At 65.7% G+C, this 24,291-nt stretch carries 24 protein-coding genes and 1 tRNA gene; 21 read left to right on the forward strand and 4 right to left on the reverse strand.

Features of this window, described 5'->3' with window-relative positions; genetic code table 11:
- Positions 1 to 23 precede the first annotated feature (23 nt).
- A complete protein-coding gene (locus FHP91_RS08515; RefSeq protein WP_222105149.1) occupies positions 24 to 833 on the forward strand; it encodes a PEPxxWA-CTERM sorting domain-containing protein in 810 nt (269 codons plus the stop codon).
- Positions 834 to 906: 73 nt separating this feature from the next.
- On the opposite strand, the gene hslU is transcribed toward FHP91_RS08515, so the two are convergent.
- The 3 genes from hslU to FHP91_RS08530 all read right to left on the reverse strand — a co-directional run bounded on the left by hslU (position 907) and on the right by FHP91_RS08530 (position 3,962).
- On the reverse strand, positions 907 to 2,241 hold the full coding sequence (gene hslU / locus FHP91_RS08520; protein WP_144309159.1) for an ATP-dependent protease ATPase subunit HslU: 1,335 nt from the start codon (positions 2,239 to 2,241) through the stop codon (positions 907 to 909).
- Positions 2,242 to 2,267: 26 nt separating this feature from the next.
- Positions 2,268 to 2,804, reverse strand: coding sequence for an ATP-dependent protease subunit HslV (hslV, locus tag FHP91_RS08525; RefSeq protein ID WP_144309160.1), 537 nt, complete (start codon positions 2,802 to 2,804; stop codon positions 2,268 to 2,270).
- Positions 2,805 to 2,894: 90 nt separating this feature from the next.
- Positions 2,895 to 3,962 (reverse strand): STAS domain-containing protein, encoded by a 1,068-nt coding sequence (locus FHP91_RS08530; protein ID WP_246116258.1) that lies wholly within the window; start codon positions 3,960 to 3,962, stop codon positions 2,895 to 2,897.
- 339 nt (positions 3,963 to 4,301) lie between these two features.
- Here FHP91_RS08530 and ybgC point away from each other — a divergent pair, with 339 nt between their 5' ends.
- The 16 genes from ybgC to FHP91_RS08610 all read left to right on the forward strand — a co-directional run bounded on the left by ybgC (position 4,302) and on the right by FHP91_RS08610 (position 15,851).
- Positions 4,302 to 4,739 (forward strand): tol-pal system-associated acyl-CoA thioesterase, encoded by a 438-nt coding sequence (gene ybgC, locus FHP91_RS08535; protein ID WP_186301486.1) that lies wholly within the window; start codon positions 4,302 to 4,304, stop codon positions 4,737 to 4,739.
- 2 nt (positions 4,740 to 4,741) lie between these two features.
- The gene (gene tolQ, locus FHP91_RS08540) at positions 4,742 to 5,416 is read left to right on the forward strand and encodes a protein TolQ (RefSeq protein ID WP_144175233.1); all 675 of its coding nucleotides are present in this window, start codon (positions 4,742 to 4,744) and stop codon (positions 5,414 to 5,416) included.
- An 18-nt stretch (positions 5,417 to 5,434) separates the two neighbouring features.
- Positions 5,435 to 5,857 (forward strand): protein TolR, encoded by a 423-nt coding sequence (tolR, locus tag FHP91_RS08545; RefSeq protein ID WP_144175231.1) that lies wholly within the window; start codon positions 5,435 to 5,437, stop codon positions 5,855 to 5,857.
- Between the two features lie 5 nt (positions 5,858 to 5,862).
- Entirely contained in the window at positions 5,863 to 6,708 is an 846-nt protein-coding gene (locus FHP91_RS08550; protein ID WP_246116259.1) for an energy transducer TonB, read from the forward strand.
- Between the two features lie 37 nt (positions 6,709 to 6,745).
- On the forward strand, positions 6,746 to 8,023 hold the full coding sequence (gene tolB, locus FHP91_RS08555) for a Tol-Pal system beta propeller repeat protein TolB (protein WP_144309164.1): 1,278 nt from the start codon (positions 6,746 to 6,748) through the stop codon (positions 8,021 to 8,023).
- Between the two features lie 38 nt (positions 8,024 to 8,061).
- Positions 8,062 to 8,592, forward strand: a complete 531-nt coding sequence (pal, locus tag FHP91_RS08560) for a peptidoglycan-associated lipoprotein Pal (protein WP_144175225.1) — start codon at positions 8,062 to 8,064, stop codon at positions 8,590 to 8,592.
- Positions 8,592 to 9,308: a tol-pal system protein YbgF gene (gene ybgF / locus FHP91_RS08565; protein WP_144309165.1), complete on the forward strand. Its 717-nt coding sequence runs from the start codon at positions 8,592 to 8,594 to the stop codon at positions 9,306 to 9,308. Before pal ends, ybgF begins: the two co-directional genes overlap by 1 nt.
- Before the next feature lie 7 nt (positions 9,309 to 9,315).
- Complete coding sequence (gene queE, locus FHP91_RS08570) at positions 9,316 to 9,975, forward strand: 7-carboxy-7-deazaguanine synthase QueE (RefSeq protein ID WP_144309166.1); 660 nt, start codon at positions 9,316 to 9,318, stop codon at positions 9,973 to 9,975.
- 5 nt (positions 9,976 to 9,980) lie between these two features.
- A complete protein-coding gene (gene queC / locus FHP91_RS08575; RefSeq protein WP_144309167.1) occupies positions 9,981 to 10,709 on the forward strand; it encodes a 7-cyano-7-deazaguanine synthase QueC in 729 nt (242 codons plus the stop codon).
- 48 nt (positions 10,710 to 10,757) lie between these two features.
- Positions 10,758 to 10,833: transfer RNA gene (locus FHP91_RS08580), tRNA-Lys, on the forward strand.
- Positions 10,834 to 11,403: 570 nt separating this feature from the next.
- Positions 11,404 to 13,005 (forward strand): cbb3-type cytochrome c oxidase subunit I, encoded by a 1,602-nt coding sequence (locus FHP91_RS08585; RefSeq protein WP_144309168.1) that lies wholly within the window; start codon positions 11,404 to 11,406, stop codon positions 13,003 to 13,005.
- The gene (locus tag FHP91_RS08590; protein ID WP_144309169.1) at positions 13,005 to 13,589 is read left to right on the forward strand and encodes a cbb3-type cytochrome c oxidase subunit II; all 585 of its coding nucleotides are present in this window, start codon (positions 13,005 to 13,007) and stop codon (positions 13,587 to 13,589) included. The genes FHP91_RS08585 and FHP91_RS08590 overlap by 1 nt, the downstream gene beginning before the upstream one ends.
- 16 nt (positions 13,590 to 13,605) lie before the next feature.
- Positions 13,606 to 14,199 (forward strand): c-type cytochrome, encoded by a 594-nt coding sequence (locus tag FHP91_RS08595; RefSeq protein WP_144309170.1) that lies wholly within the window; start codon positions 13,606 to 13,608, stop codon positions 14,197 to 14,199.
- Positions 14,200 to 14,206: 7 nt separating this feature from the next.
- Positions 14,207 to 14,626 (forward strand): group III truncated hemoglobin, encoded by a 420-nt coding sequence (locus FHP91_RS08600; protein WP_144309171.1) that lies wholly within the window; start codon positions 14,207 to 14,209, stop codon positions 14,624 to 14,626.
- Positions 14,623 to 15,261: an SCO family protein gene (locus FHP91_RS08605; protein WP_144309172.1), complete on the forward strand. Its 639-nt coding sequence runs from the start codon at positions 14,623 to 14,625 to the stop codon at positions 15,259 to 15,261. Before FHP91_RS08600 ends, FHP91_RS08605 begins: the two co-directional genes overlap by 4 nt.
- Positions 15,258 to 15,851 (forward strand): hypothetical protein, encoded by a 594-nt coding sequence (locus FHP91_RS08610; RefSeq protein WP_144309173.1) that lies wholly within the window; start codon positions 15,258 to 15,260, stop codon positions 15,849 to 15,851. The genes FHP91_RS08605 and FHP91_RS08610 overlap by 4 nt, the downstream gene beginning before the upstream one ends.
- Here FHP91_RS08610 and FHP91_RS08615 read toward each other — a convergent pair.
- Positions 15,799 to 16,308: an RrF2 family transcriptional regulator gene (locus FHP91_RS08615; RefSeq protein WP_144309174.1), complete on the reverse strand. Its 510-nt coding sequence runs from the start codon at positions 16,306 to 16,308 to the stop codon at positions 15,799 to 15,801. The genes FHP91_RS08610 and FHP91_RS08615 overlap by 53 nt on opposite strands.
- A gap of 139 nt (positions 16,309 to 16,447) precedes the next feature.
- Between FHP91_RS08615 and FHP91_RS08620 the strand changes: the two genes are divergently transcribed.
- The 4 genes from FHP91_RS08620 (at position 16,448) to urtB (ending at position 24,199) form a co-directional block, all read left to right on the forward strand.
- Positions 16,448 to 19,855: a hybrid sensor histidine kinase/response regulator gene (locus tag FHP91_RS08620; protein ID WP_246116260.1), complete on the forward strand. Its 3,408-nt coding sequence runs from the start codon at positions 16,448 to 16,450 to the stop codon at positions 19,853 to 19,855.
- Entirely contained in the window at positions 19,848 to 20,774 is a 927-nt protein-coding gene (locus FHP91_RS08625) for a response regulator transcription factor (RefSeq protein ID WP_144309176.1), read from the forward strand. The genes FHP91_RS08620 and FHP91_RS08625 overlap by 8 nt, the downstream gene beginning before the upstream one ends.
- A gap of 312 nt (positions 20,775 to 21,086) precedes the next feature.
- Positions 21,087 to 22,346, forward strand: coding sequence for an urea ABC transporter substrate-binding protein (gene urtA / locus FHP91_RS08630; RefSeq protein ID WP_144309177.1), 1,260 nt, complete (start codon positions 21,087 to 21,089; stop codon positions 22,344 to 22,346).
- A 233-nt stretch (positions 22,347 to 22,579) separates the two neighbouring features.
- The gene (gene urtB / locus FHP91_RS08635) at positions 22,580 to 24,199 is read left to right on the forward strand and encodes an urea ABC transporter permease subunit UrtB (RefSeq protein WP_144309178.1); all 1,620 of its coding nucleotides are present in this window, start codon (positions 22,580 to 22,582) and stop codon (positions 24,197 to 24,199) included.
- Positions 24,200 to 24,291: the final 92 nt, after the last annotated feature.

Raw genomic sequence — 24,291 nt, forward strand, 5'->3', positions numbered from 1 at the left:
TTCTTCACCGACAGGACTTCGACATGTCTTCGATGCGCACTCTGACTCATTCGCTACTGACTGGCGCGCTACTCGCCAGCATCAGCGCCTCTGCTTTTGCCATCACCCCCAGCTTTCAGTTTGTGGTCGATCGGCTGGACAACCGCAGCAGCAACACACTCGGTATCGCCGAGGGCGTCGTCCACTACATCGGCGCTGGCGTGACCCCCAATAGTGGCTTTGGCACCCAGGTCAGCATTGAACAGTACGGCACAACGCTCCCGATGACCTGGTGGAGCTCGCACGTCTCGCCCAACGAGTATTACAGCATCCTGCCGACCAACGTCGGCACCAGCGATCCGTGGACCATCATTGCAAACAACGCGGGCGACGTCAGCATGACGTGGTCTCAGGGCACCGCCGGCGCGCAGGCGCTGGATTTTGCGCAAAACGTGCAGTTCGACGCGACGAGCAACCTGCTTAGCTGGGAACTCCCCACCACGGGCCCGGCCATCGAAGGCGTTCGCGTCTATGTGTGGGACCGGACACTCGGCCTGCTTAATGACCCAACCCAACCGGACCTTGCTGGGACCAGCTCCTACCTCCCGCCGGTAACGAGCTATCAATTGTCCTCGACGCTGTTCGACAACGGCAAGAGCGCGGCCGACTACACCGTCGAGGTTCGCCTGATGGACTTCCGCGATCCGCAGTTCGGCATGAGCGGCGGCAACACCCTCAGCACGTCGCGCTATTTCTATGACCTCGCAGCCCCGGTCCCCGAACCCGAAACCTGGGCGATGATGCTCGCCGGCCTCGGGCTGATGGCGCAGGTGGCGCGGCGCAAGTCCCGCTGAAGCTCGACTGCTTCAGCCAAGAAAAAGGCCTCGCGTTTTGCGAGGCCTTTTGCCTTTCTGGCAAGCCAGATGACTACAGCACGTAGCGCGCCAGATCCTCGCGCTCAGCAACGGCTTCGAGGCACTCGTCGACATAGGCGGCATTGACCACCAGGTCGCCGACCCCGGGCTTGCCAGCGTTGAAGGAAATTTCTTCGAGCAGCTTTTCCATCACCGTATACAGTCGGCGAGCCCCGATGTTTTCGGTTTTCTCGTTCACCTGGAAGGCGATCTCGGCGAGGCGGCGAATACCCTCGGGCTGGAAGTCGATCTTCACGCCTTCGGTTTCAAGCAGCGCCTGGTACTGACGGGTCAGGCAGGCGTCGGTGCTGGTGAGGATGCATTCGAAGTCATCTACGCCGAGCGAGTCGAGTTCGACGCGAATCGGAAAACGACCCTGCAACTCCGGGATCAGATCGCTGGGCTTGGCCAGGTGGAAGGCGCCGCTGGCGATGAACAGGATGTGATCGGTCTTGATCATGCCGTACTTGGTGCTCACCGTCGTGCCTTCGACCAGCGGCAGCAGGTCGCGCTGCACGCCCTGGCGCGACACATCGGCGCCCTGCATTTCCGAGCGCGAGGCGACCTTGTCGAGTTCGTCGAGGAAGACGATGCCGTTCTGCTCCACGGCGCGCACGGCCTCGGCCTTGACCTCTTCGTCGTTGATCATGCGCGCCGCCTCTTCGTCGGCGAGCAGGCGCAGGGCTTCCTTGATTGGCAGCTTGCGGCTCTTCTTGCGCGCGCCGCCGAGGTTCTGGAACATGCCCTGCAATTGCTGGGTCATCTCTTCCATGCCCGGCGGGGCGAAGATCTCGGCGCTCATGCCGGGGGCGGCCACCTCGACCTCGATTTCCTTCTCGTCGAGTTCGCCTTCGCGCAGCTTCTTGCGGAATTTCTGCCGTGTGCCGGAGTCGGCCGTGGGGGCCTCGTCGGCATTGAAGCCGACCGCACGGGCTGGCGGCAGCAGGATGTCGAGCACCCGGTCTTCGGCGGCGTCGGAGGCGCGGTCGCGCACCGACACCATGGCGCGCTCACGGCCGTCCTTGACGGCAATTTCGGCCAGATCACGGATGATGGTGTCCACATCACGACCGACGTAGCCCACTTCGGTGAACTTGGTCGCTTCGATCTTGATGAAGGGCGCATTCGCCAGCCGTGCCAGGCGGCGGGCGATCTCGGTCTTACCCACGCCGGTCGGGCCGATCATGAGGATGTTCTTGGGGGTGATTTCGCTGCGCAGCGGCTCGGCCACCTGGGCGCGACGCCAGCGGTTGCGCAAGGCGATGGCCACGGCACGCTTGGCGCGCGCCTGGCCGACGATGTGCTTGTCCAGTTCGGAGACGATCTCCGGCGGGGTCATTTGCGTCATGGTCTGCTCGACTCGGATGCCGGGGCTCAGCCCAGCACCTCGATGGTGTGATGTTGGTTGGTATAGATGCACAGGTCGCCGGCGATACTCAGCGACTTGCTGACGATCTCTTCGGGCGACAGGTCGGTATTCTCGAGCAAGCCGCGCGCAGCTGCCTGCGCGTAGGCACCGCCGCTGCCGATGGCCACGATGCCCTGCTCGGGTTCGAGCACATCGCCATTGCCGGTGATCACCAGCGAGTTCTCTTCATCGGCCACGGCGAGCATGGCTTCGAGCCGACGCAGCATACGGTCGGTCCGCCAGTCCTTGGCCAGTTCAACGGCGCTGCGCAGCAGGTTGCCGTGGTGCTTTTCGAGCTTGGATTCGAAGCGCTCAAACAAGGTGAAGGCGTCGGCCGTGCCGCCGGCAAAGCCGGCCAGAATGCGGTCGTGATGAATGCGGCGCACCTTGCGGGCGCTGCCTTTGATGACGATGTTGCCCAGCGTCACCTGACCATCGCCGCCTAACGCGACGCGCCTGCCCCGTCGCACCGAGAGGATGGTGGTGCCGTGATACTGTTCCATGCCTGATCCGATTCGCCCGCCTGGGGGCGTGTTGAGTGCGCCACAGGCGCACGAAAGAATCCCGCGCCCGCCATCCCGGTCATCTGGGGGCTAGTTGCGCAATTGCAAGCGGGCGACCTGATCGATCCCCATCACACGCAGCAAGGCGGCCACCATGGCATTGACATCCTTGAGGACGATGAGCTTGCCTTGCCCCTGAAGCTGCGCCAATACATTGAACATGGCGCCGGCCGACACAAAATCGATGCGCCGCAACCGTGCGCAATCGACATCCACCCGCGAACGTTCAGCGGCAAACGCCGCCAACTGGCGCACCGGCTCGGCGTTGGTGCCCAGCACATCGCCTTCGAGCACGAAGCCGTCGTCCATCTGCACGGCCGTCACCAGCTCGGCCGTGGTCGAAGCCATCTCGCTGACCGCTTTCGGCTCCCAGGATGGGGGCGACTCTTCAAAGGTAATGGCGTAATCGAGCGCCACTTCTTCAAACGTATCGATGTCGTCGGTCTGCTGCAGCATGTCGAGCAACAACAACCACATCTGCTGATTTTCTCGTCGGCCCGCCAACACCTGGCCACGCAACATGTTGGCGACCGTGCTCGCGCCGGACAGACGGATATTGACCGACGCCGCATTGAGGTCGGACATCAAGGTGCGCAACAGCGTACAGCCGGATTCGTCCGCCGAGCGCAAACGCGACAAATCAATCTTCACCGCGCCGTTCTTTTTAGCGGCTTCGCGAACCCGCTCAAACTGCTTGGCCACCTGGTCAGTCAAGGCGGTGCCCAGCGCCACCGCAGGTGCAGCGGTCTTGCCAGCCGCGACGGGCGCATCGGCCACATCCCAGGGCGGCGGGGATTTTTCAAAACTGCGGGCATAGGCGATGACCCGTTCGTCAAACTCGGCGCGCTTGCCCGTCAGTTTGTAGAGATCAATCAACATCAGCCACACGGGCTCGCCTTGCCCCGGCGTCAGGCCGGTCACAAATTCGCTGAGCACCTGGGCGGCGAGGTCGTTCTGACCATTGGCATAGAGCACAGCAGCATCTTCGGCCACTCCGGCAAAGGCATCGCCGCCTTCTTGCACTTCGATCTTGCCGGCACACTCGGCCAGCGCCCGCGCGACGTCGCCGCCCGCCGAGCCGAAATCCAGCGTCGACAATTCTGAGCGCGGCCCCTTGCTGGCAGCCCCGGCAGATTTGTTTTTGTGTGAAGACCCTACCAAGATCCCTTCCTCCATCTCGGCGATTGCGTAAGCACAGCCCTCGACAACACGACGAACGGGTTATCGGGCATCGGTCTATCGCCGCCTTCTCCATCGCGGCAGACCGGGCGCATCGCCTGGGCGCTGAACGCGCCAGACCCGCAGAATAACATCGCGGCACCGCCATGCGACACGGCAACTTTTGACTATTGTGCGCCTTCACCACGAAAAGTTTTGTTAAGCATTGCACCAAGTTGCATCGCAACAGCGAGCCCGCTCTCAGCTAAAATGGCGCGCATGCTCTCTACCGACCCGGCCGCCGCTATCGCCCCAGAATCCTTGATGGCCCGCGTCTATTACGAAGACACCGATGCAGCCGGCGTTGTTTACTACGCCAATTACTGGCGCTTCTGCGAACGCGGGCGCACGGAGTGGCTTCGCCGACAGGGCTTCGACCAGCAGCAACTCATGGACGACACCGGCATTGCCTTCGTGGTACGCCGGGTGACGGGCGAGTATCTGCGCCCGGCCCGCCTCGACGACACGCTTCAGATCCTGACCTCGGTGTCGACACTCAAGCGCGCCAGCCTCAGTTTTTCGCAGAAAATTTTGCGCGATGCGGAACTCCTGTTCGAAGCCACAGTCTCTGTGGCCTGCCTGGACACCAAGCGCAACCGGGCCGTCGCCATTCCCGACACCATTCGAAAAACACTGACCCCGGGCCAACCGGGCTGACCATGCCAATCACACAAGATCTGTCGATACTTTCCCTCATCGCCGAAGCCAGTCTGCTGGTCAAGTTGGTGATGGCCCTGCTCGCGGGCCTCTCCTTCATGTCGTGGTACTGGATTTTCCGCAAGTGGTTTTCCATCGGCAGTGCGCGACGAAAGTCGATGGACTTCGAACGCAACTTCTGGAGCGGCGGCGATCTGAACGCGCTGTACCAGAGCGCCGGCAACGACCGCCACAACACCGGCCCGATGGAGCGCATTTTCGAATCGGGCTACCGCGAGTTCTCCAAGCTGCGCGCTAAAAACGCCGATCACGCCACCGTGGTGGACGGCGCCCGCCGTGCCATGCGCGCCACGTATCAGCGCGAGGTCGATGAACTCGAAGCCCACCTGGCCTTCCTCGCCTCGGTCGGCTCGGTCTCGCCTTATGTGGGCCTGTTCGGCACCGTGTGGGGCATCATGAACGCCTTCCGCGGCCTGTCCAACGTCACCTCGGCCACGCTCGCCCATGTGGCCCCCGGCATTGCCGAAGCACTGGTCGCCACCGCCATCGGCCTGTTTGCGGCGATCCCCGCCGTGGTCGCCTACAACCGTTTTGCCCACGACATCGACCGCCTGTCGATCCGCCTCGAGAGCTTCATGGAAGAGTTCTCCAACATCCTGCAGCGTCAGCTGCGTTGATCGGGCCGAGGACCTCCCATGCGTGAGCGCCGCCTGATGAACCAGATCAACGTCGTGCCGTACATCGACGTGATGCTGGTGCTGCTCGTCATCTTCATGGTCACCGCGCCAATGATCCAGACCGGCAGCGTCGAATTGCCCAGCGTCGGCAAGGCCTCGCAGACACCGGTCGAGCCGCTGTATATCGTCGTCAAAGCCGACGGCAGCGTAGCCTTCCGCGATGCGGCGCAGGAGCCGGTGCCCATGGCGCTCGAGGCCGTCGTTGCACAGCTGCAGCAGATGCAGCAGGACAATCCGGCCCGTGCCGTACTGATCGCAGGCGATCGCGACGCCCGTTACGATGCCGTATTGAATGTCATGTCGGAGCTGCAAAAGAAGGGCGTCGACAAGATCGGCCTGCTCGTGCAGCGCGGCGAACGCGAACCGACCGCCAAACGATGAACCCGATGCAGGACCGCCCGGAGCCGGGCAAACGCATTTCATTTGTGCTTGCCGCACTGGTACATCTGGCGCTGGCGGCATTTCTGTTTTTCGGTGTTCGTTGGCAGAGCGAACCGCCGGCGGCCGTTCAGGTTGCGCTGGTCGCGATGCCGTCCATGCCCACGCGCGCCGCACCGCCGCCCAAGCCAGCGCCGCCGCCCCCCCAACCCGAGCCAAAGCCTGAGCCAAAACCCGAGCCGAAGCCCGAACCCAAACCGGAGCCCAAGCCAGAGCCCAAGCCGCCCGAGATCAAGATTCCGGAGAAAAAGCCCGAGCCCAAGAAGCCTGCGCCCAAACCGGAGCCCAAGCCCGAACCGAAAAAACCGGAGCCGAAGAAGCCCGAGCCCAAGAAACCGGAGCCGAAACCTGAGCCAAAGAAGCCGGAGCCCAAGCCCACGCCAAAGCCCGAGCCCAAGGTCGACCGCTCCAAAGCGATTGAGGCCCAGCGCATGCAAGAGCTGCTGGCGCTGGATGCGCAGCGTGCCCGCGAATCGGAGATTCTCAAGCAGGAAATGCAGTCGGCCGCCCGCGGCCGGGCGCTGGACGGCTATATCAACGCAATTCGGGTTAAGGTCCGGGGCAACATCGTGCTGCCGCCAGCGGTCAGCGGCAATCCGGAAGCGACCTTCATCGTGGACCAACTGCCCGATGGCACGGTGATTGAGGTGCGTTTGAAAAAGAGCACGGGACATGCCGCGCTGGATGAAGCCATCGAACGCGCCATCCGAAAGTCGAGTCCCTTACCGAAACCCGACGATCAATCTTTGTTTAACCGTACACTAGCATTCACATTTCGCCCGCTCGAACAATAAAAAGGGATCGGTATAATCCGCCCGGGAACCAGAGACGATGAAACTGACTGATTTGTTTCGATATTTGCTGATCACACTGCTCGCCGCCACCGCCCTGTCGGCGCGGGCACAGCTGTCGATCGAGATTACCGGCGCCGGCGCCAACCGCTTTCCGGTGGCCATTGCGGTCATGGAAGGCGAGTCGCAGCTGCCCCGCGGCGTGACCGATGTGGTGCGCAGCGATCTGGAGCGCAGCGGCCTGTTTTCGCTGGTCGAGATGGGGCCCAAGCCCATCGGCGAAACGGTCATGCCCGATTTTGCCTACCTGCGCACCCGCGGCGCTGACGCGATCGCGGTCGGCACCGTAGTGCCCGCCCAAAGCGGCAAGTACGAGTTGCGCATGCGCCTCTACGACACGCGCCAGGAAGCCCAGCTCGACGCCCTCACGCTGACCATGACCCCCGCCCAGTACCGGATCACCGGCCACAAGATTGCGGACATCATTTATGAGCGCATCACCGGGCTCAAAGGCGTGTTCTCCACGCAGATCGCCTATGTGGTGAAGTCCGGCAAGCAATACAAATTGCAGATCGCCGACTCCGACGGCGCCAACCCGCAGACCGCGCTGGCCTCCAACGAGCCGATCATTTCGCCCTCGTGGTCGCCCGACGGCTCCCGCCTGGCCTATGTTTCCTTCGAGGCCAAGAAGCCGGTCGTGTATGTACACACCCTGGCCACCGGCCTGCGCGCGGTGGCGGCCAACTTCAAGGGGTCGAACTCGGCGCCGTCATGGTCGCCGGACGGCAACCGCCTCGCGGTGGTGCTGACCAAGGACGGGCTGTCGCAGATGTACACCGTCAATCCCGACGGCTCGGGCGTCACCCGCCTGGCCAGCTCGTCGAGCATCGACACCGAACCGGCCTTCAGCCACGATGGTCAGTGGATCTACTTCACCTCCGACCGCGGCGGCAGCCCGCAGATCTACCGGATCTCCACCCAGGGCGGTCGCGCCGAGCGCGTCACCTTCGAGGGCAGCTACAACGTCACACCGCGCCCCTCGCCCGATGGCCAGACCATGAGCTACATCGCGCGGACGGCCAACGGCTTCCAGATCGCGATCATGGATGTCGCCACACGCCAGTTTGCCATCCTGACCGACACCGGTCGGGATGAATCACCCAGCTTTGCGCCCAACAGCCGCATGATTCTCTACGCAACAGAGATCGGTGGTCGCGGGGTGCTTGCCGCTGTTTCGTCCGACGGGCGAATCAAGCAACGTCTCTCGGTCCAGGCCGCCGACGTGCGTGAACCCGCCTGGGGACCTTTGCCCCGCTAGCGGATCGCTAGTATTTTATGACTCAAGGAGTCTGTTCAATGCGTTACCCCCTCGCCGCCTCCATGCTCGCTCTTGCCTTGCTGGCAGGCTGCTCGAGCACCCCGATGACCGCCGACCAGGGCGCCTCGGTTGAAGACCGTACCGCGTCGTCTGCCGGTACGATCCCGACCGTGCGTCCGGATCAGATGCAAGGTGCTGGTCTGGCCGCCCTGCGCGACCCGAACAACATCCTGTCCAAACGCGCCATCATGTTTGACTACGACAGCTTCACCATCCGCGGCGAATTCATGCCGCTGGTTGAAGCCCACGGCCGCTTCCTGGCTGCCAACCCGCAGATGAAAATGCTCATCCAGGGTAGCGCCGACGAGCGCGGCAGCCGCGAGTACAACCTCGCCCTGGGCCAGAAGCGTTCTGACGCGGTCAAGAAATCGCTGATGCTGCTTGGCGCCAAGGAAGGCCAGATTGAATCGGTCAGCCTGGGTGAAGAGAAGCCGCAGTGCACCGAGCGCAACGAAGCCTGCTACGCCGAAAACCGTCGTGGCGAAATGCTCTACGCTGGAGAGTTCTGATGATGCGGCCGGCCCCCTGGATTGCACTGCTTGCAGCGCTGCTCACGTGGCCGGCACATGCTGGCTTGTTTGACGACGCCGAAGCGCGCAAGGAGATCATGCGCATTCGCGATGATCACACCGCGCGCCTCGACGCCCTCGAATCCAGCTCACGCGCAACGCTGCAGCTGGCCAACCAGATCGAGGCCATGAAGGCCGAGGTGGCCCGGCTGCGCGGCGATGTCGAGCTGCTGATGCACGACATGGAATCGGTCAAGAAGCGCCAGCAAGACTTCTATGTCGACCTCGACGCACGCCTGCGCACACTGGAATCCGGCGCAGCCGGCCCCGCCGCGCAGATTGATCCCGCGGCAGAGTCGCGCGACTACGAGAACGCACTGAACCTGCTCAAGAGCGGCAAGTACGCCGAAGCGGCCACAGCCTTCGACACTTTCGTGACCACCTACGCCGGCAGCAGTTTCCTGCCCAGCGCCCACTTCTGGGCCGGCAGCGCCGCCTTGCAGGCCAAGGACATCGCCCGCGCCACGCAGCACTTCAACACCGTGGTCAACCAGTGGCCGCAGGACGCCCGCGCGCCCGACGCCCTGCTCGGCGTCGCCAACTGCCAACGTGCCATGGGCGAGCGTCGCCTGGAGCAGAACACGCTCAAAGCCGTGATCAGCCAGTACCCGGACAGCGCTGCCGCCAAATCGGCCAAGCAGCGCCTGGGCAGCTGACCCGCGCATGAGCACGCGACAGACCGTCACCCGGCTGCGGGTGACGGAAATCTTCGCATCCGTACAGGGCGAAGCCTCTCGCGCCGGTCTGCCCACGGTGTTTGTCCGCCTCACCGGCTGCCCGCTGCGCTGCGTGTGGTGTGACACCGAGTACGCCTTCAACGGCGGCCAGACACGCGATCTGAGCACCATCCTCGACGAAATCGCCAGCCACGGCCTGCACCACATCTGCGTGACCGGCGGCGAACCCCTCGCCCAGAAAGGCTGCCTCGATCTGCTCACCGCGCTGTGCGACGCCGGCTACGACGTGTCGCTCGAAACCAGCGGCGCGCTCGACATCGCCACCGTCGACCCGCGCGTCAGCCGCATCATGGATCTCAAGGCGCCCGGCTCCGGCGAGGCCGACAAAAACCGCTGGGACAACCTGCCCCAACTCACCGCCCGCGACGAGCTGAAAATCGTCATCGCCAACGCCGATGACTACGCCTGGGCCTGCGAACAGCTCACGACGCATGCGCTCGCCGCACGCTGCCCGGTGCTGTTCTCACCGGTCGCCGGCGAACTCGCCCCGGCCGACCTGGCCGAATGGATCGTGCGTGACCGCCTGCCGGTCCGCTTTCAAATGCAACTGCACAAAGTGCTGTGGGCCGACGCCCGCGGCAAATAACGCTCATGACTGAAACCACCGAAACGCCGCCGCGCCGCGCCGTCGTCCTGCTCTCTGGCGGACTCGACTCTGCCACCTGCCTGGCCATCGCCCGCGAACAAGGTTTCGAATGCTATGCCCTGTCCGTCGCCTACGGCCAGCGCCACGCCGCCGAGCTGACCGCCTCCAAGCGTGTCGCCGACAGCCTCGGCGCAGCCGAGCACCGCCTCGCCCGCGTCGGCCTCGGCCAGTTTGGCGGCTCGGCACTGACCGACCCCACCATCGACATCCCGCTCGACGATCGCCAGACCGCCTCGCCCATCCCGGTCACCTACGTCCCCGCACGCAACACCGTGATGCTCTCCATCGCGCTGGCCTGGGCCGAAGTCCTCGGGGCAAACGACATCTTCGTCGGCGTCAACGCCGTCGACTACTCCGGCTACCCCGACTGCCGCCCCGAATACATCAAAGCCTTCGAAACCATGGCCAACCTCGCCACCAAGGTCGGCGTCGAGGGCGAGCGCATGAGCATCCACGCCCCGCTCATCGAGCTGAGCAAGGCCGACATCATTCGGCGCGGCACGACGCTCGGCGTCGACTACAGCCAGACCGTCACCTGCTACCAGGCCGACGACACCGGACGCGCCTGCGGCCGCTGCGAAGCCTGCCGCCTGCGCCGAGCCGGCTTCCTCGACGCCGGCGTTGACGACCCGACCCGCTACGCCAACGGCAAACCTCCCGAATTATCTGCCTGATCGGCTTGACACACCCCAGATCGGTTACTATAATTCGCGCTTCCTTTCGGGTCGTTAGCTCAGTTGGTAGAGCAGCGGACTTTTAATCCGTTGGTCGCGTGTTCGAGCCACGCACGGCCTACCAGGACACCAAGGGCCCAGTCGCAAGACTGGGCCCTTTCCGTTTTTGCCGTCCCATCTCCCCTTCCTTGCGTTTGTCCGCGCGGCGAATCACTCGCGCCAGCCATGACGGCGATGTCGTCATGCCGCTTTCCCGTCCCCGGCCAACCCGCCTGCACGACGTGCCCCCCCCCTTTCCGCACCAGCATGAACGCCACCGACGCTCGCGATAGGCGCCGGTACGTCGCGGCACGGTTGTCGCCATCGCCATGCTGGACACACTGCAACCCGACCATCTGAAACACGCCAAACTTCCGTAGCACGTAATCGCCCGTCCCGACAAAGCAGCGCGCCGCCACTTGCTTGACCAGCATCAAAGATGTATTGTGAACACATCTTTATAGAGGCAGAGATCATTTCCTGTCGCGAAAGCTCCGCTGCGCCAGCACCAAAACCATTTCATCGTTACTTAAAACATGCATTCCATCAGCCATCTTTCACACCGGCATGCAGCCGCAACAACCGGCCATGCGCCGTATTCGGTCGTCGCACGGTGGCACGCTGGATTCAACCCCAACCAAGAGCCCACCTGTCCATGAGCCCCCTCGCCATCCTGATGTCGGCGTTCATCTTGTCCATCGTCGGCCTCGGCTTCTTCATCTGGTCACAACGCGCCCACCTGACCGACCCCAGCACCGAAGGCAGCGAGGTGATTTTCGCCGCCGGTGAAATCGGCACCCCCGAAGAACCCGCCGCCCCATCCGGCACCACTCGCCCAGCGGCCGATGCGGACGATGCCGAGCTGGCCGCTCGCGCCCGGGCCGATGCCTCGACCGCCCCGCTGGTGTTCTTCTTCTACTGCTGCGCCTTCGTCTGGCTGCTGGTCGCCTCGGCCGCCGGCCTGACGGCGTCGATCAAACTGCATGCGCCCGACTGGCTGACGGCGGAAGCCTGGCTGAGCTTCGGGCGCATCCGCACGGTGCACCTGAACGCGGTGGCCTATGGCTGGGCGCCGATGGCCGGACTGGGCACCGCGCTGTTCGTGATCCCTCGCCTGCTCAAGACCGAGCTGGTCGGTGGCCGCTATGCCCTGCTCGGCGCCGCGCTGTGGAACGCCGCGCTGATCGCCGGCCTCGGCAGCCTGGCCTACGGCGTCAGCGACGGGCTCGAATGGCTGGAGATCCCCTGGCAGATCGACCTGCTGTTCGTCGCCGGCGGCGCGCTGATCGGCCTGCCGCTGATCCTCACCCTGCGCCGGCGCCAGGTAGCCCACCTGTATGTGTCGGTGTGGTATATGGGCTGCGCGCTGTTCTGGTTCCCGGTGCTGTTCCTGGTAGCCAACTTCCCCGGCCTGCATCACGGCGTCGAGCAGGCGACCATGAACTGGTGGTTCGGCCACAACGTGCTGGGGCTGTTCTATACGCCGCTGGCACTGGCCTCAATCTATTACTTCCTGCCCAAGGTGATCGGCCGGCCGATCCAGTCCTACAACCTGTCGCTGCTCGGTTTCTGGGGGCTGGCCTTCTTCTACGGCCAGGTCGGCGGCCACCACCTGATCGGCGGGCCGGTGCCGGGCTGGATGGTCACCCTGTCGATCGTCCAGAGCATGATGATGATCCTGCCGGTGGCCGCCTTCACCGCCAACCAGCATCTCACCCTCAAGGGCAATCTCGGCGCGCTGCGCCAGTCGCCGACCCTGCGCTTCATGTGCCTGGGCGGGCTGATGTACACCGCCAGCTCGGTGCAGGGCTCCTTTGAGGCGCTGCGCAGCATGAACGCCATCACCCACTTCACCCACTACACCGTGGCGCACGCGCACCTCGGGCTGTACGGCTTCGTCAGCCTGGTGTTCTTCGGCGCCATGTATTTCGTGATCCCGCGCATCACCGGCCGCGACTGGCCGTGGCCGCGCATGATCTCGGCCCACTTCTGGCTCGCCTCGACCGGCATCGCCATCTACTTCGTGTCGCTGACCATTGGCGGCTGGCTGCAGGGCCGCGCCATGCTCGACGAGAGCCGCGGCTTCATGGAATCGGTGCTGCTCACCCTGCCCTACCTGAAGGCACGCAGCGTGGGCGGCGCGATGATGGCGCTCGGCCATGTGGTCTTCGCTGCGCACTTCGTCCGCCTGCTGATCGCCCGGGGGGCGCGCCGGACGGCGGCCGGTCCGTTCGCCACCGCCGCGGAGGGCATCTGATGCACAGCGAAACCCGTCTCATCCTCGGCGGCCTGACCACGCTGGCCGTCGCCACCGCCGCGCTGGTCGTGCTGCCCTACATCACCATCGCTGATTCAGCCCCGGCGCCAGGTCTCAAGCCCTATACGCCAACCGAGCTGCGCGGCCGCGAGCAGTACATCCAGCACGGCTGCGTGTACTGCCACTCCCAGCAGCCGCGCGCCCGCGCCTTCGCGCCCGACGCCAAGCGCGGCTGGGGCCGGGCCACGGTGGCCGGCGACTATGCCTACGACGACCCACCGCTGCTGGGCACCATGCGCACCGGCCCCGACCTGATGAACATCGGCGCGCGCCGGCCCAGCGATCAGTGGCATCTGGGTCATCTGTTCCAGCCGCGCGCCTATGTGCCGGGCAGCATCATGCCGGCCTACCCTTTCCTGTTCGACATGCGCGACAGCGCCGAGCCCGGAGAAACGGTGGTCGCCCTGCCGCCCGGCACCGTGCCCGAGGGCAAGGTGGTGGTCGCACGTCCGGCCGCGCTCGACCTCGTCGCCTACCTCAAATCGCTCGATCGCAGCTACCCGGCGCTCGCCGCCGACCAATGACGGAACGCTCCCGGCCATGAACACCCCCAAGGTCCTGCCGCAACAGCGGCGCGAAAACCCCGACCCCCAGGAGCGCAGCACCCCCGTGCCGCGCCTGGTGCTGCTGCTGGCCCTGGTGCTGGTCGCCTTCGGCATCGACTACATTTCGCATGCCGAGGTGAACAGCCCCGCCGGCTGGGGCGACGCGCGCACCCGCGCCGAGTTGATCGGCGAGCGCCCGGCCGCCGGACAGGGCGTCGACGGCGGCGCCATCTACGCGGCCATGTGCGCCGGCTGCCACCAGGCCACCGGCCAGGGTCTGCCCGGCGTCTTCCCGCCGCTGGCCGGCTCCGAGTGGGTGGTCGGCAAGGCCAGCACCGCGGCCGCCATCCTGCTACACGGCATTTCGGGGCCGATCCAGGTCAAGGGCCAGGAGTTCAACGGCACCATGCCAGCCTTTGCCGGCTCGCTCGGCGACGCCGAGATCGCCGCCGTGCTGAGCCATGTACGCAGCCAGTGGGGGAACAGCGCTGCGCCGATCCCCGCCGCGCTGGTGACCGAGACCCGTGCCCGTCATGCCGATCGCACAACGCCATTCAACGGCGGCGACGAACTGGCCAAGCTACCCTGAGCACACCATGACTGACACCCATCCGCCCCTGACCCGCGCCCAACTGCATGATCTGGTGCACGCCTTTTATGCCGACGTGCGCGCCGACACCGCACTCGGCCCGGTCTTCGACGCCGCCATCGGCGAACACTGGGCGCACCATCTTGAACGCATGGTCGACTTCTGGAGCCATGTCATGCTCGACACCCGCGGCTTCAGCGGCAATGTCTATGGCAAGCACATGGCGCTTGAGGGCGTCGAGCCGGCACATTTCGAGCGCTGGATGACGCACTGGCACCATCACACAGGCCACTTCGCACCGGACGACCGCCAGCGCCTGCGCCAGGCGGCGCAGACCATCGGCCGCAGCCTGTTCCTCGGCTTCTTCAACCGCTCGGCCAAGTTCATCAACGGTGACGATGGCCGCGTGGTGGTCGCCACCTCATGAGCCAGCGTCCGCTGGCGCTGACCTTGTTTGCGGTAACCGCGTTGTCGCTGGCGCTGGTCGCCCTGAGCGCCCAGCTGACCAACGGCTTCACCCGCTGGACCTTCGAAGCCCTGCGCCGCGACGCCGCCACCACCGGTCGTCTGAGCGCCCCAGCCGTGCCGCTGCGCACCGCGAACGGTGTGACAGGCACGCCCTGGCCGAACGACACCCACACGGTGTATCTGGTCGACTTCATCTACACCCAGTGCCCAACCATCTGCCAGGCACTCGGCGGCGAATACACCCGCCTGCAACGCCAGCTGCGCGCACGCTTCGGCGCGCACAGCCCGGTGCGCCTGGTGTCGGTGGCCTTCGACCGCGAACATGACACCCCGACCGAACTTCAGGCCTATGCCCGACGCCACCGCGCCGATGACGCGCTGTGGCTGATCGGCACGCCCGCCAGCGCGCAGGCGGCCGACGTGCTGCTGCAGGCGCTCGGCGTGGTGGCGGTGCCGGACGGCCTCGGCGGCTTCGTGCACAACGGCGCCATCCACCTCATCGACAGCCACGGCACGGTGCGCGGCATTTACGATCTCGACCAGTGGCCGCAGGCGCTCGAACGGGCGCTGCAACTGACAGGCACGCCGACATGAGGCGCCGCCTGCCCTGGGCGCTGGCCGCACTGCCGATGCTGTTGTGGATTGCCCCGCTGCGCCACCTGCTCGAGAGCCGCATGCTGCCGCACATGCTGATCGAGCTGCCGCTGCTGTTCGTCGCCGGCTGGGCGTTGGCCCGGGCGCTCGGCCCGCGCGCGCGCCTGCCGGTAGTCATCGACGCGCACGGCCTGCTCGGGCTCACCTGGGTGAGCGCGGTGTCGGCACTGTGGATGATTCCGTCAATGCTCGATCTGAGTCTGCTCGATATCCGTCTGCAATGGGCCAAGTACCTGGCCTGGCTACTGGCCGGTGTCGCTGCACGGGGCAGCCTGCCACGCGCCGGCGCGGTGGTCGGCGTGTTCTTTCTGGGTAACATCGCCTGGATGCTGGCCACCGCGGGGCTGTTGTTTCAGGAAGCACCCCAGCGCCTGTGCGTAAGTTATCTGCTCGACGAGCAGATCGTCACCGGCCAGGGACTGATCTTTTTCGCTGTGCTGATCGGTGCGTTGGCGGTGCGCCGTCTGCTGAGGCCGATCAGCCCGGCGAACGCTTGCCGCGCGTTGCCGGCGCCGGCGTCAGCGGAATAATCCGCCGCGGCACGGCGGCGATGCCGAGCAGTTCGGAGGCCACGCTCGGCGCAGACACCGCGTCACGCAGCGTCATGCGATCGAGCTCGAGCATGAAGGCGTCAAGCGCGCGACGCAGCCCGCGGGTGAGGTTGCAGGCCGGAGAAATCACACAACAGTGTTCCTTGCCCGGCTCGAAGCACTCCACCAGCACAAAATCGTTTTCCGCCAATCGCACCACCATGCCCACCGAGATGGTCGACGGATCGCGCGCCAGGCGCACACCGCCGTTGCGTCCGCGCACGGTGTCGAGCAAGCCCGCGCCGGCCATCTGGTGAACAATCTTCATCAGATGGTTGCGCGAAATGTCGTACGCCGTGGCGATATCCTCGATGGTCGCCAGCTCGCCGCTTTCGTAGCGGAGGCTGAGATACATGAGAACGCGCAAGGTGTAATCGGTATAGGCGGTCAGTCGCATCGGCAGCGCACGGGAGTCAAGGCAGCCCGAGCATAGTCGCTTGCCCGGTGGCGGGCAATTGCCGACACCGTGGCCGGATCGGCCGGCTACGCCAAAATACGCATGTTGACCGGCTCGCTCGACCGGTATCCTATGCAGCGTGCCGAACACGACCCCACCCCTTTCACCGCCTCGGTCCGGCGATGCCCGCGCCGCGCCGGCGCAGCGCGTCATCAAGGTGCGGCGCGACTACAACAGCTGGGTGGCGCGCGAGAGTCTTGAAGACTACGCACTGCGCTTCACGCCGCACAGCTTCCGAAAGTGGTCGGAAATGCGGGTGGCCAACACGGCTTTCGGCGCCTCGGCCTTTCTGGTGCTGGAGGCGGTGGGCGGCGCGCTGCTGCTGAGCTACGGTTTCTGGAACGCGTTCTGGGCAATCCTCGCCACCGGGCTGATCATCTTCCTCGCCGGCGTGCCGATCAGCCAGTACGCCGCGCGCTATGGGCTGGACATGGATCTGCTCACCCGCGGCGCCGGCTTCGGCTACCTGGGCTCGACCATCACCTCGCTGATCTACGCCAGCTTCACCTTCATCTTCTTCGCCCTCGAGGCGGCGATCATGGCCTATGCGCTGGAGCTGGCGCTCGACATCCCGCCGGCCTGGGGCTATCTGATCTGCGCGCTGGTGGTGATTCCGCTGGTGACCCACGGCGTGACCGTGATCAGCTGGTTGCAGGTGCTCACCCAGCCGCTGTGGATCGTGCTGCTGGTGGTGCCCTTCGTCTATGTGCTGCGAGAGAACCCCGGCGTGCTGGGCGGGCTGGTCGCCTACCCCGGCTCGGATGGCAGTCACGGCCGCTTCGATCTGCTCGGCTTCGGTGCGGCGCTGACCGTCGGTATCGCGCTGATCACCCAGATGGGCGAGCAAGTGGATTACCTGCGCTTCATGCCCGAGCGCACCGCGCGCAACCGACGCCGGTGGACGCTGGCGGTACTCATCGGCGGACCGGGCTGGGTGGTGCCGGGCGTGCTCAAGATGCTTGGCGGCGCGATGCTGGCCTATCTGGCGATCAGCCACGCCGTGCCGCCGGAGCGGGCGCTCGATCCCAACCAGATGTATCTGGTGGCCTACGAATACGTGTTTTCCGACCACCGCTGGGCGGTTTTCGCCACCTTGCTGCTGGTGGTGGTGTCACAGCTCAAGATCAACGTCACCAATGCCTACGCCGGCTCGCTGGCATGGTCGAACTTCTTCGCGCGGCTCACCCACAGCCATCCGGGTCGGGTGGTGTGGGTGGTGTTCAACACCGGCATCGCGCTAGCGCTGATGGAGCTGGATGTGTTTCAGGCGCTGGGCCGGGTGCTCGGGCTGTATTCGAACATCGCCATCTCCTGGCTGATGGTGGTGGTGGCCGATCTGGTCATCAACAAGCCGTTGGGGCTGTCGCCGCCGGGCATCGAGTTCAAGCGCGCCCATCTGTACGACATCAATCCGGTCGGCGTGGGCGCCATGCTGCTGGCTTCGGCGTTGTCGGTGGCGGCCTATTTCGGCCTGTTCGGCGCGGGCGCGCAGGCCTTCTCGGCACTGATCGCGCTGGTCACCGCGCTGATCGCCTCGCCGCTGATCGCCTGGGCCACCGGCGGGCGCTACTACATCGCCCGCACGCCCGACAGCTTTGACGCGCACACCTGCCGCTGCGTGATCTGCGAGCGCGAGTATGAAGCCGACGACATCTCGCGCTGCCCGGCCTACGGCGGCCCGATCTGCTCGCTGTGCTGCTCGCTCGATGCGCGCTGCCACGACCAGTGCAAGCCCCACGCCCGCCTGTCGGCGCAGTGGACCGCCGCCATGCAGCGCCTGCTGCCCGAGCGCCTGTGGCCCTACCTCGACAGCGGCCTCGGCCACTACCTGATGCTGATGGCGGTGATCCTGCCTTTCCTCGCCCTGCTGCTGGGCATGCTCTACTACCAGGAGCTGCGGGGGCCGGGCGAGGCGGCGGCCGCGGTCGGCCCGGCGCTGGGCGCGGCGCTGCTCAAAGTGTTTGCCGCGCTGGTGCTGGTCAGCGCCGTGGTGGCCTGGTGGCTGGTGCTGACGCACAAGAGCCGGCAGGTGGCGCAAGAAGAATCCAACCGCCAGACCGCCCTGCTAATGCAGGAGATCGAAGACCACCGCCGCACCGACGACGCGCTGCAGCAGGCCAAGCAGCTGGCTGAACTGGCCAACCAGGCCAAGAGCCGCTACATCACCGCCATCAGCCATGAGCTGCGCACCCCGCTCAACTCCATCCTCGGCTATGCGCAGATCCTCGACGGCGACGAGGCCATTCCACCGCAACGGCGACAGGCGATCAGCGTCATCCGCCGGAGCGGCGACCACCTGCTGTCGCTGATCGAAGGCACGCTCGACATCGCCCGCATCGAGGGCGGCAAGCTCACGCTGGAGCCGCAGCCCATCGACTTCCCCGCCTTCGTGCACCAGATCGTGCGCATGTTCGAGCTGCAGGCCACCCGCAAGGACCTGAGCTTCGACTACCAGCCGCAGGGCAACTTGCCCGCCGTGGTGCGCGCCGACGAGAAGCGCCTGCGCCAGATCCTCATCAACCTGCTCGGCAACGCGGTGAAATTCACCGATCGCGGCGGCGTGCGCTTTGGCGTTCACTACGCGCGCGAGATGGGCACCTTCACCATTGAAGACACCGGCCCCGGCATCGCCGAGGCGGACATCGAGCGCGTGTTCGAGCCCTTCGGCCGCGGCAACACCGCCAGCAAGGCCGGCGGCGCCGGGCTGGGGCTGACCATCAGCCGCATGTTTGCCGACGTGATGGGCGGCGAGCTCAAGCTCGATCGCAGCCTTGCCAGCGGCACCCGCTTCATCGTGCGGCTGTTCCTGCCGCAGATGCACGGCGCCCAGGCGGCCATGCCGCAGCCACCGCGCCAGCGCACCGGCTACGAAGGCCCGCGCAAACGCATCCTGATCGTGGACAACGAGCGCGACGACCGCGAAATGCTCGCCGGCATCCTCGAGTTTCTCGGCTTCAAGGTCACCCAGGCCGCCTCCGGGCTGGAGTGCCTCAAGCTGCTCGAAGCCTTCCAACCCGACCTCATCTTCATGGACCTGGCCATGCCCGGCATCGACGGCTGGGAGACTATCCGCCGAATTCGGCAGGGCAAGGCGCACACGGTGAACATTGCCGTGCTCTCGGCCAACGCCTTCGACAAGGGCCTGGACAACGACGTCGACCTGCCGCCCGAGGACTTCATCCTCAAGCCCTTCAAGATGGACGCCTTGCTCGACTGGATCGGCCAACGGCTGGCATTGAGCTGGACCTACAAGACCGAGGTCGCGCCGCCCACCCCGGGCATCCTCGTCATGCCGCCCGACGATGCACTCGATGCGCTCGCCGACGCGGTCGAGATGGGCTATGTGCGCGGCATCCTCGCCCAGCTCGATGCCATCGACGCGCTCGACGCGCGCTACGCCCCGTTTGCCGAGCGCATCCGCCAGATGGCCACCGCCTTTGAATTCGATGCCATCATGCATCTCATTTCGCAGGACGCCGATGTCTGAGCCCGCCGCACCCCGCGTCGTCCTGATCGTCGACGACATCCCCGACAACCTCGCCCTGCTGCACGACGCGCTCGACGAGGCCGGCTACGCCGTGCTGGTGGCCACCGACGGTGCCTCGGCGCTGACCCGCGCGGCCCGCCAGCAGCCCGACGTGATCCTGCTCGACGCGCTGATGCCGGGCATGGACGGCTTCGAGGTGGCGCGCCGGCTCAAGGCCGACTTCGGCACCGCGCACATCCCCATCGTCTTCATGACCGGCCTGACCGAGACCGAACACGTCGTTGCCGCCTTCGACGCCGGCGGCATCGACTATGTCACCAAGCCCATCCGCCCGCCCGAAGTGCTGGCCCGCATCGCCGCCCACATGCAGGGCGCCCGCCAGATGTCGCTGGCGCGCAACGCGCTCGACGCCAGCGGCCAGGCCACCGTGGCGGTGCATCTGCCCAGCGGCAACGTGGTCTGGCAAACCCCGCTGGCGCGCCGCCTGCTGACGGATTTCCTGGCGACCGACGGCGAACGCGCGCCCCAGGCGCTGCTGCACTGGCTGGCCTCCGCCGCCACGGCACGCAGCGAGGGCCAGACGGCCCTGCCGCTGTCGCTGGCCGTTGGCGAGCGCCGGCTCACCTTCAGCCTGCATGAGCACACGCCCGACGGCGAATGGCTACTCGGCCTGCGCGAAGAGTCCGACCGCGCCAGCATCGACGCCCTCATGCCGGCCTTCGGCCTCACCGCACGCGAGGCCGAGGTGCTGTACTGGGTCAGCAAGGGCAAGACCAACCGTGACGTCGGCGACATTCTCGGCCTGTCGCCGCGCACCGTGCACAAGCACCTCGAACACATCTTCGCCAAGCTCGGCGTCGAGACCCGCACCGCGGCGGCCACACAGGCGATCAACAAGCTGCGCGCCAACGGCGACTGAGCCCAGAGACGTAGCCCGGATGCAGCGCAGCGGAATCCGGGATCAGTGGCTGATCACGCAAGACGGATCATTGATTGATCATCGATCCGGCTGAAAGTCGAGGTCAGGAATCCAGGGTTCTCGGACCGATGGCCCCGGATTCCGCTGCGCTGCATCCGGGCTACGCCTGCCGCAACGCCGCATTCCCTGCGCACCGCGTACGCCATCTTGCGTATAGGTACGCACGCCCCCGCTCCCTAAGCTAGTCATCGTGCAATGCAACACCGCCGGCCCCGCCGGTGGTTCGATTTGACCTGACTGGGAGTGCTCCTCATGAAAACCCGCCGTTCCTTCATCAAGGCCCTGACCCTCTCCGCCTCACTGGCGGCAATGGGCTCCGTCTCCACGTTTGCGCAGGCCGCCGACACCATCAAGGTCGGCGTGCTGCATTCGCTGTCCGGCACCATGGCGATCTCCGAGACCGCGCTGAAAAACGTCGCGCTGATGGCCATCGACGAGATCAACGCCGCCGGTGGCGTGATGGGCAAGCAGCTCGAGCCGGTGGTGGTCGATCCGGCCTCGAACTGGCCGCTGTTCGCCGAGAAGGCGCGGCAGCTGCTGAGCCAGGACAAGGTGGCGGTCACCTTCGGCTGCTGGACCTCGGTGTCGCGCAAGTCGGTGAATCCGGTGTTCAAGGAACTCAACGGCCTGCTCTTCTACCCGGTGCAGTACGAGGGCGAGGAGCTGGAGAAGAACGTGTTCTACACCGGCGCTGCACCCAACCAGCAGGCGATCCCGGCGGTCGAGTACCTGATGAGCAAGGATGGCGGCGAGGCCAAGCGCTTCGTGCTGCTGGGCACCGACTATGTGTACCCGCGCACCACCAACAAGATCCTGCGCGCCTTCCTGCACAGCAAGGGCGTGAAGGACGAAGACATCATGGAGGAGTACACCCCCTTCGGGCACTCCGACTACCAGACCATCATTGCCAACATCAAGAAGTTCGCCGCCGCCGGCAAGAAGACGGCCGTGGTGTCGACCATCAACGGCGACTCCAACGTGCCCTTCTACAAGGAACTGGGCAACGCCGGCCTGAAAGCCACCGACGTGCCGGTGGTCGCCTTCTCGGTGGGTGAAGAAGAGCTGCGCGGCGTCGATGCCAAGCCGCTGGTGGGCCACCTGGCCGCGTGGAACTACTTCATGAGCGTGAAGAATCCGACCAACGCCGCCTTCATCAAGAAGTATCAGGACTGGGCCAAGAAGAACGGTGTGCCCAACGCCGACACGGTGGTCACCAATGACCCGATGGAAGCGACCTATGTCGGCATCTACATGTGGAAGCAGGCGGTCGAGCAGGCCAAGACCACTGACGTGGATGCCGTCATCGCCGCGCTCGGTGGCCAGACCTTCAAGGCGCCCTCCGGCTTCACGCTGACCATGGACAAGACCAACCACCACCTGCACAAGCCGGTGCTGATTGGCGAAGTGCGCGCCGACGGCCAGTTCTCCACCGTGTGGAAGACCAAGGCGCCGATTCGCGCCCAGCCGTGGAGCCCGTACATCGCGGGTAACGAAGCCAAGCAGAACATGTAAGCCCACCGCCAGCCCCCGCCTCGGCGGGGGCCTGACCCGAACCCATGCCCGGCGTGGGCTCGGGTCAGAAGTTGTGAAGAAATCGTCGCGAGCGCAGGCAGGTCGGGGGCGGCCGGCGCGCAGCAAGCGGAATGTATATCAATACATGAGCATTGCGAGCACCGCCCAACCCCGAGATGCCAAGCGCAGTCGATTTATTCACAACTTCTCAGGCACTCAACCGGTCATCCACCATGTCCCTTTCCCTTCATCACCTGCTTCGCGTGTTCTTGCTTGCCGTGTGCTGCACCCTCGGCAGCGCCCACGCCGCGCCCTCGACCGAGACGCTGGCCCGGCTGGCAGACGACGACTCCGACACCCGCATCGCCGCCATCGCCGAACTCGGCGCCGAGGGCAGCGCGCAGAGCGTCGCCCTGCTCGACGCGCTGGCCGACGAGGCCCTGGCGCTGACCGGCGACGGCCATCTGGTGATCCTCACCGACACCGGCGCACTCGACGCGGCCAGCGGCGAGGCAATTGAGCCCTACCCGGACGACGCCGATCCGCTGATGATCAACAACCGCGTGCGCAATGCCTTGCAAAGCGCCAAGGCAGCCACCAACATCCGCGCCAGCGACCGCAGCACCCGGCTGGCCGCTGCCCAGCTGCTGCGCGACAGCGCCAGCGAGCTGCTGATGCCGATCCTCGAGCCGGCACTGGCCACCGAGCAGGACAAGGAGATCCGATCCATCCTGGCGCTGGCCGTGGCGCGGGTGAACCTGGCCAGCGCGGAACCGGCCAAGCGCATCCTTGCCGCACAGCGCCTCGGCGACTCGTCCGACGCCTCGGTCAAGGCCATGCTCGCCACACTGCTGGACAAGGACGCCAAGGGCCAGTTTATCGAGCCCGACGCCGAGGTGCGCGCCGCCGCCAAGGCCTCCGTGCAGGCCATCGAGCGCCGGCTGGCCATGGCCGACCTGGCCAGCACCGCCTTCACCGGCCTGTCGCTCGGCTCCATCCTGCTGCTCGCCGCGCTCGGCCTGGCCATCACCTACGGCGTGATGGGCGTGATCAACATGGCGCATGGCGAGCTGCTGATGGTCGGCGCCTATGCCACCTATGTGGTGCAAGGCCTGTTCCGCAGCTACCTGCCGGACTATGTCGACAGTTATGTGCTGGCCGCCGTGCCAGTGGCCTTCCTCGCCGCGGCCGCGGTCGGCATGCTGATGGAGCGCACCGTGATCCGCTGGCTCTACGGCCGTCCGCTCGAAACCCTGCTCGCCACCTGGGGCCTGTCGCTGGTGCTGATCCAGACGGCGCGCGTGATCTTCGGCCCGCAGAACGTCGAGGTGGCCAACCCGGCATGGATGAGCGGCGGCGTCAGCACCTATGCCGACATCGTGCTGCCGTGGAACCGGCTGGTGATCATCGGCTTCGCCATCTTCGTGCTGTTGCTGGTGTGGCTGATGATGCAGAAGACCCGACTGGGCATGTTCGTGCGTGCGGTGACGCAGAACCGCGCCATGGCCGGCTGCGTCGGCGTACCCACCGCGCGCATCGACACCCTCGCCTTCGGCATCGGCGCCGGCATTGCCGGCCTGGGCGGCTGCGCGCTGTCGCAGGTGGCCAACGTCGGCCCGGCCATGGGTCAGGGCTACATCGTCGACTCCTTCATGGTGGTGGTGCTCGGCGGCGTCGGCCAGCTCGCCGGGGCGGTCACCGCAGCCATGGGCCTGGGCCTGATGACCAAGATCCTCGAAGGCTGGGCCGGCGCCGTGGTGGCCAAGATCCTGGTGCTGGTGTTCATCATCATCTTCATCCAGAAGCGCCCGCAGGGCCTGTTCGCCCTCAAGGGGCGGTTTGTGGAGGATTGAAGCCATGGCCAGCACCGCATGGCGGGTTTCAACCCGCCACATCCGACCCGCCAGCCGCGTAGGTTGGGCTGACGAAGGAAGCCCAACACCCA

It is taken from the genome of Denitromonas halophila (assembly GCF_007625155.1).
GTDB lineage: Bacteria > Pseudomonadota > Gammaproteobacteria > Burkholderiales > Rhodocyclaceae > Nitrogeniibacter > Nitrogeniibacter halophilus.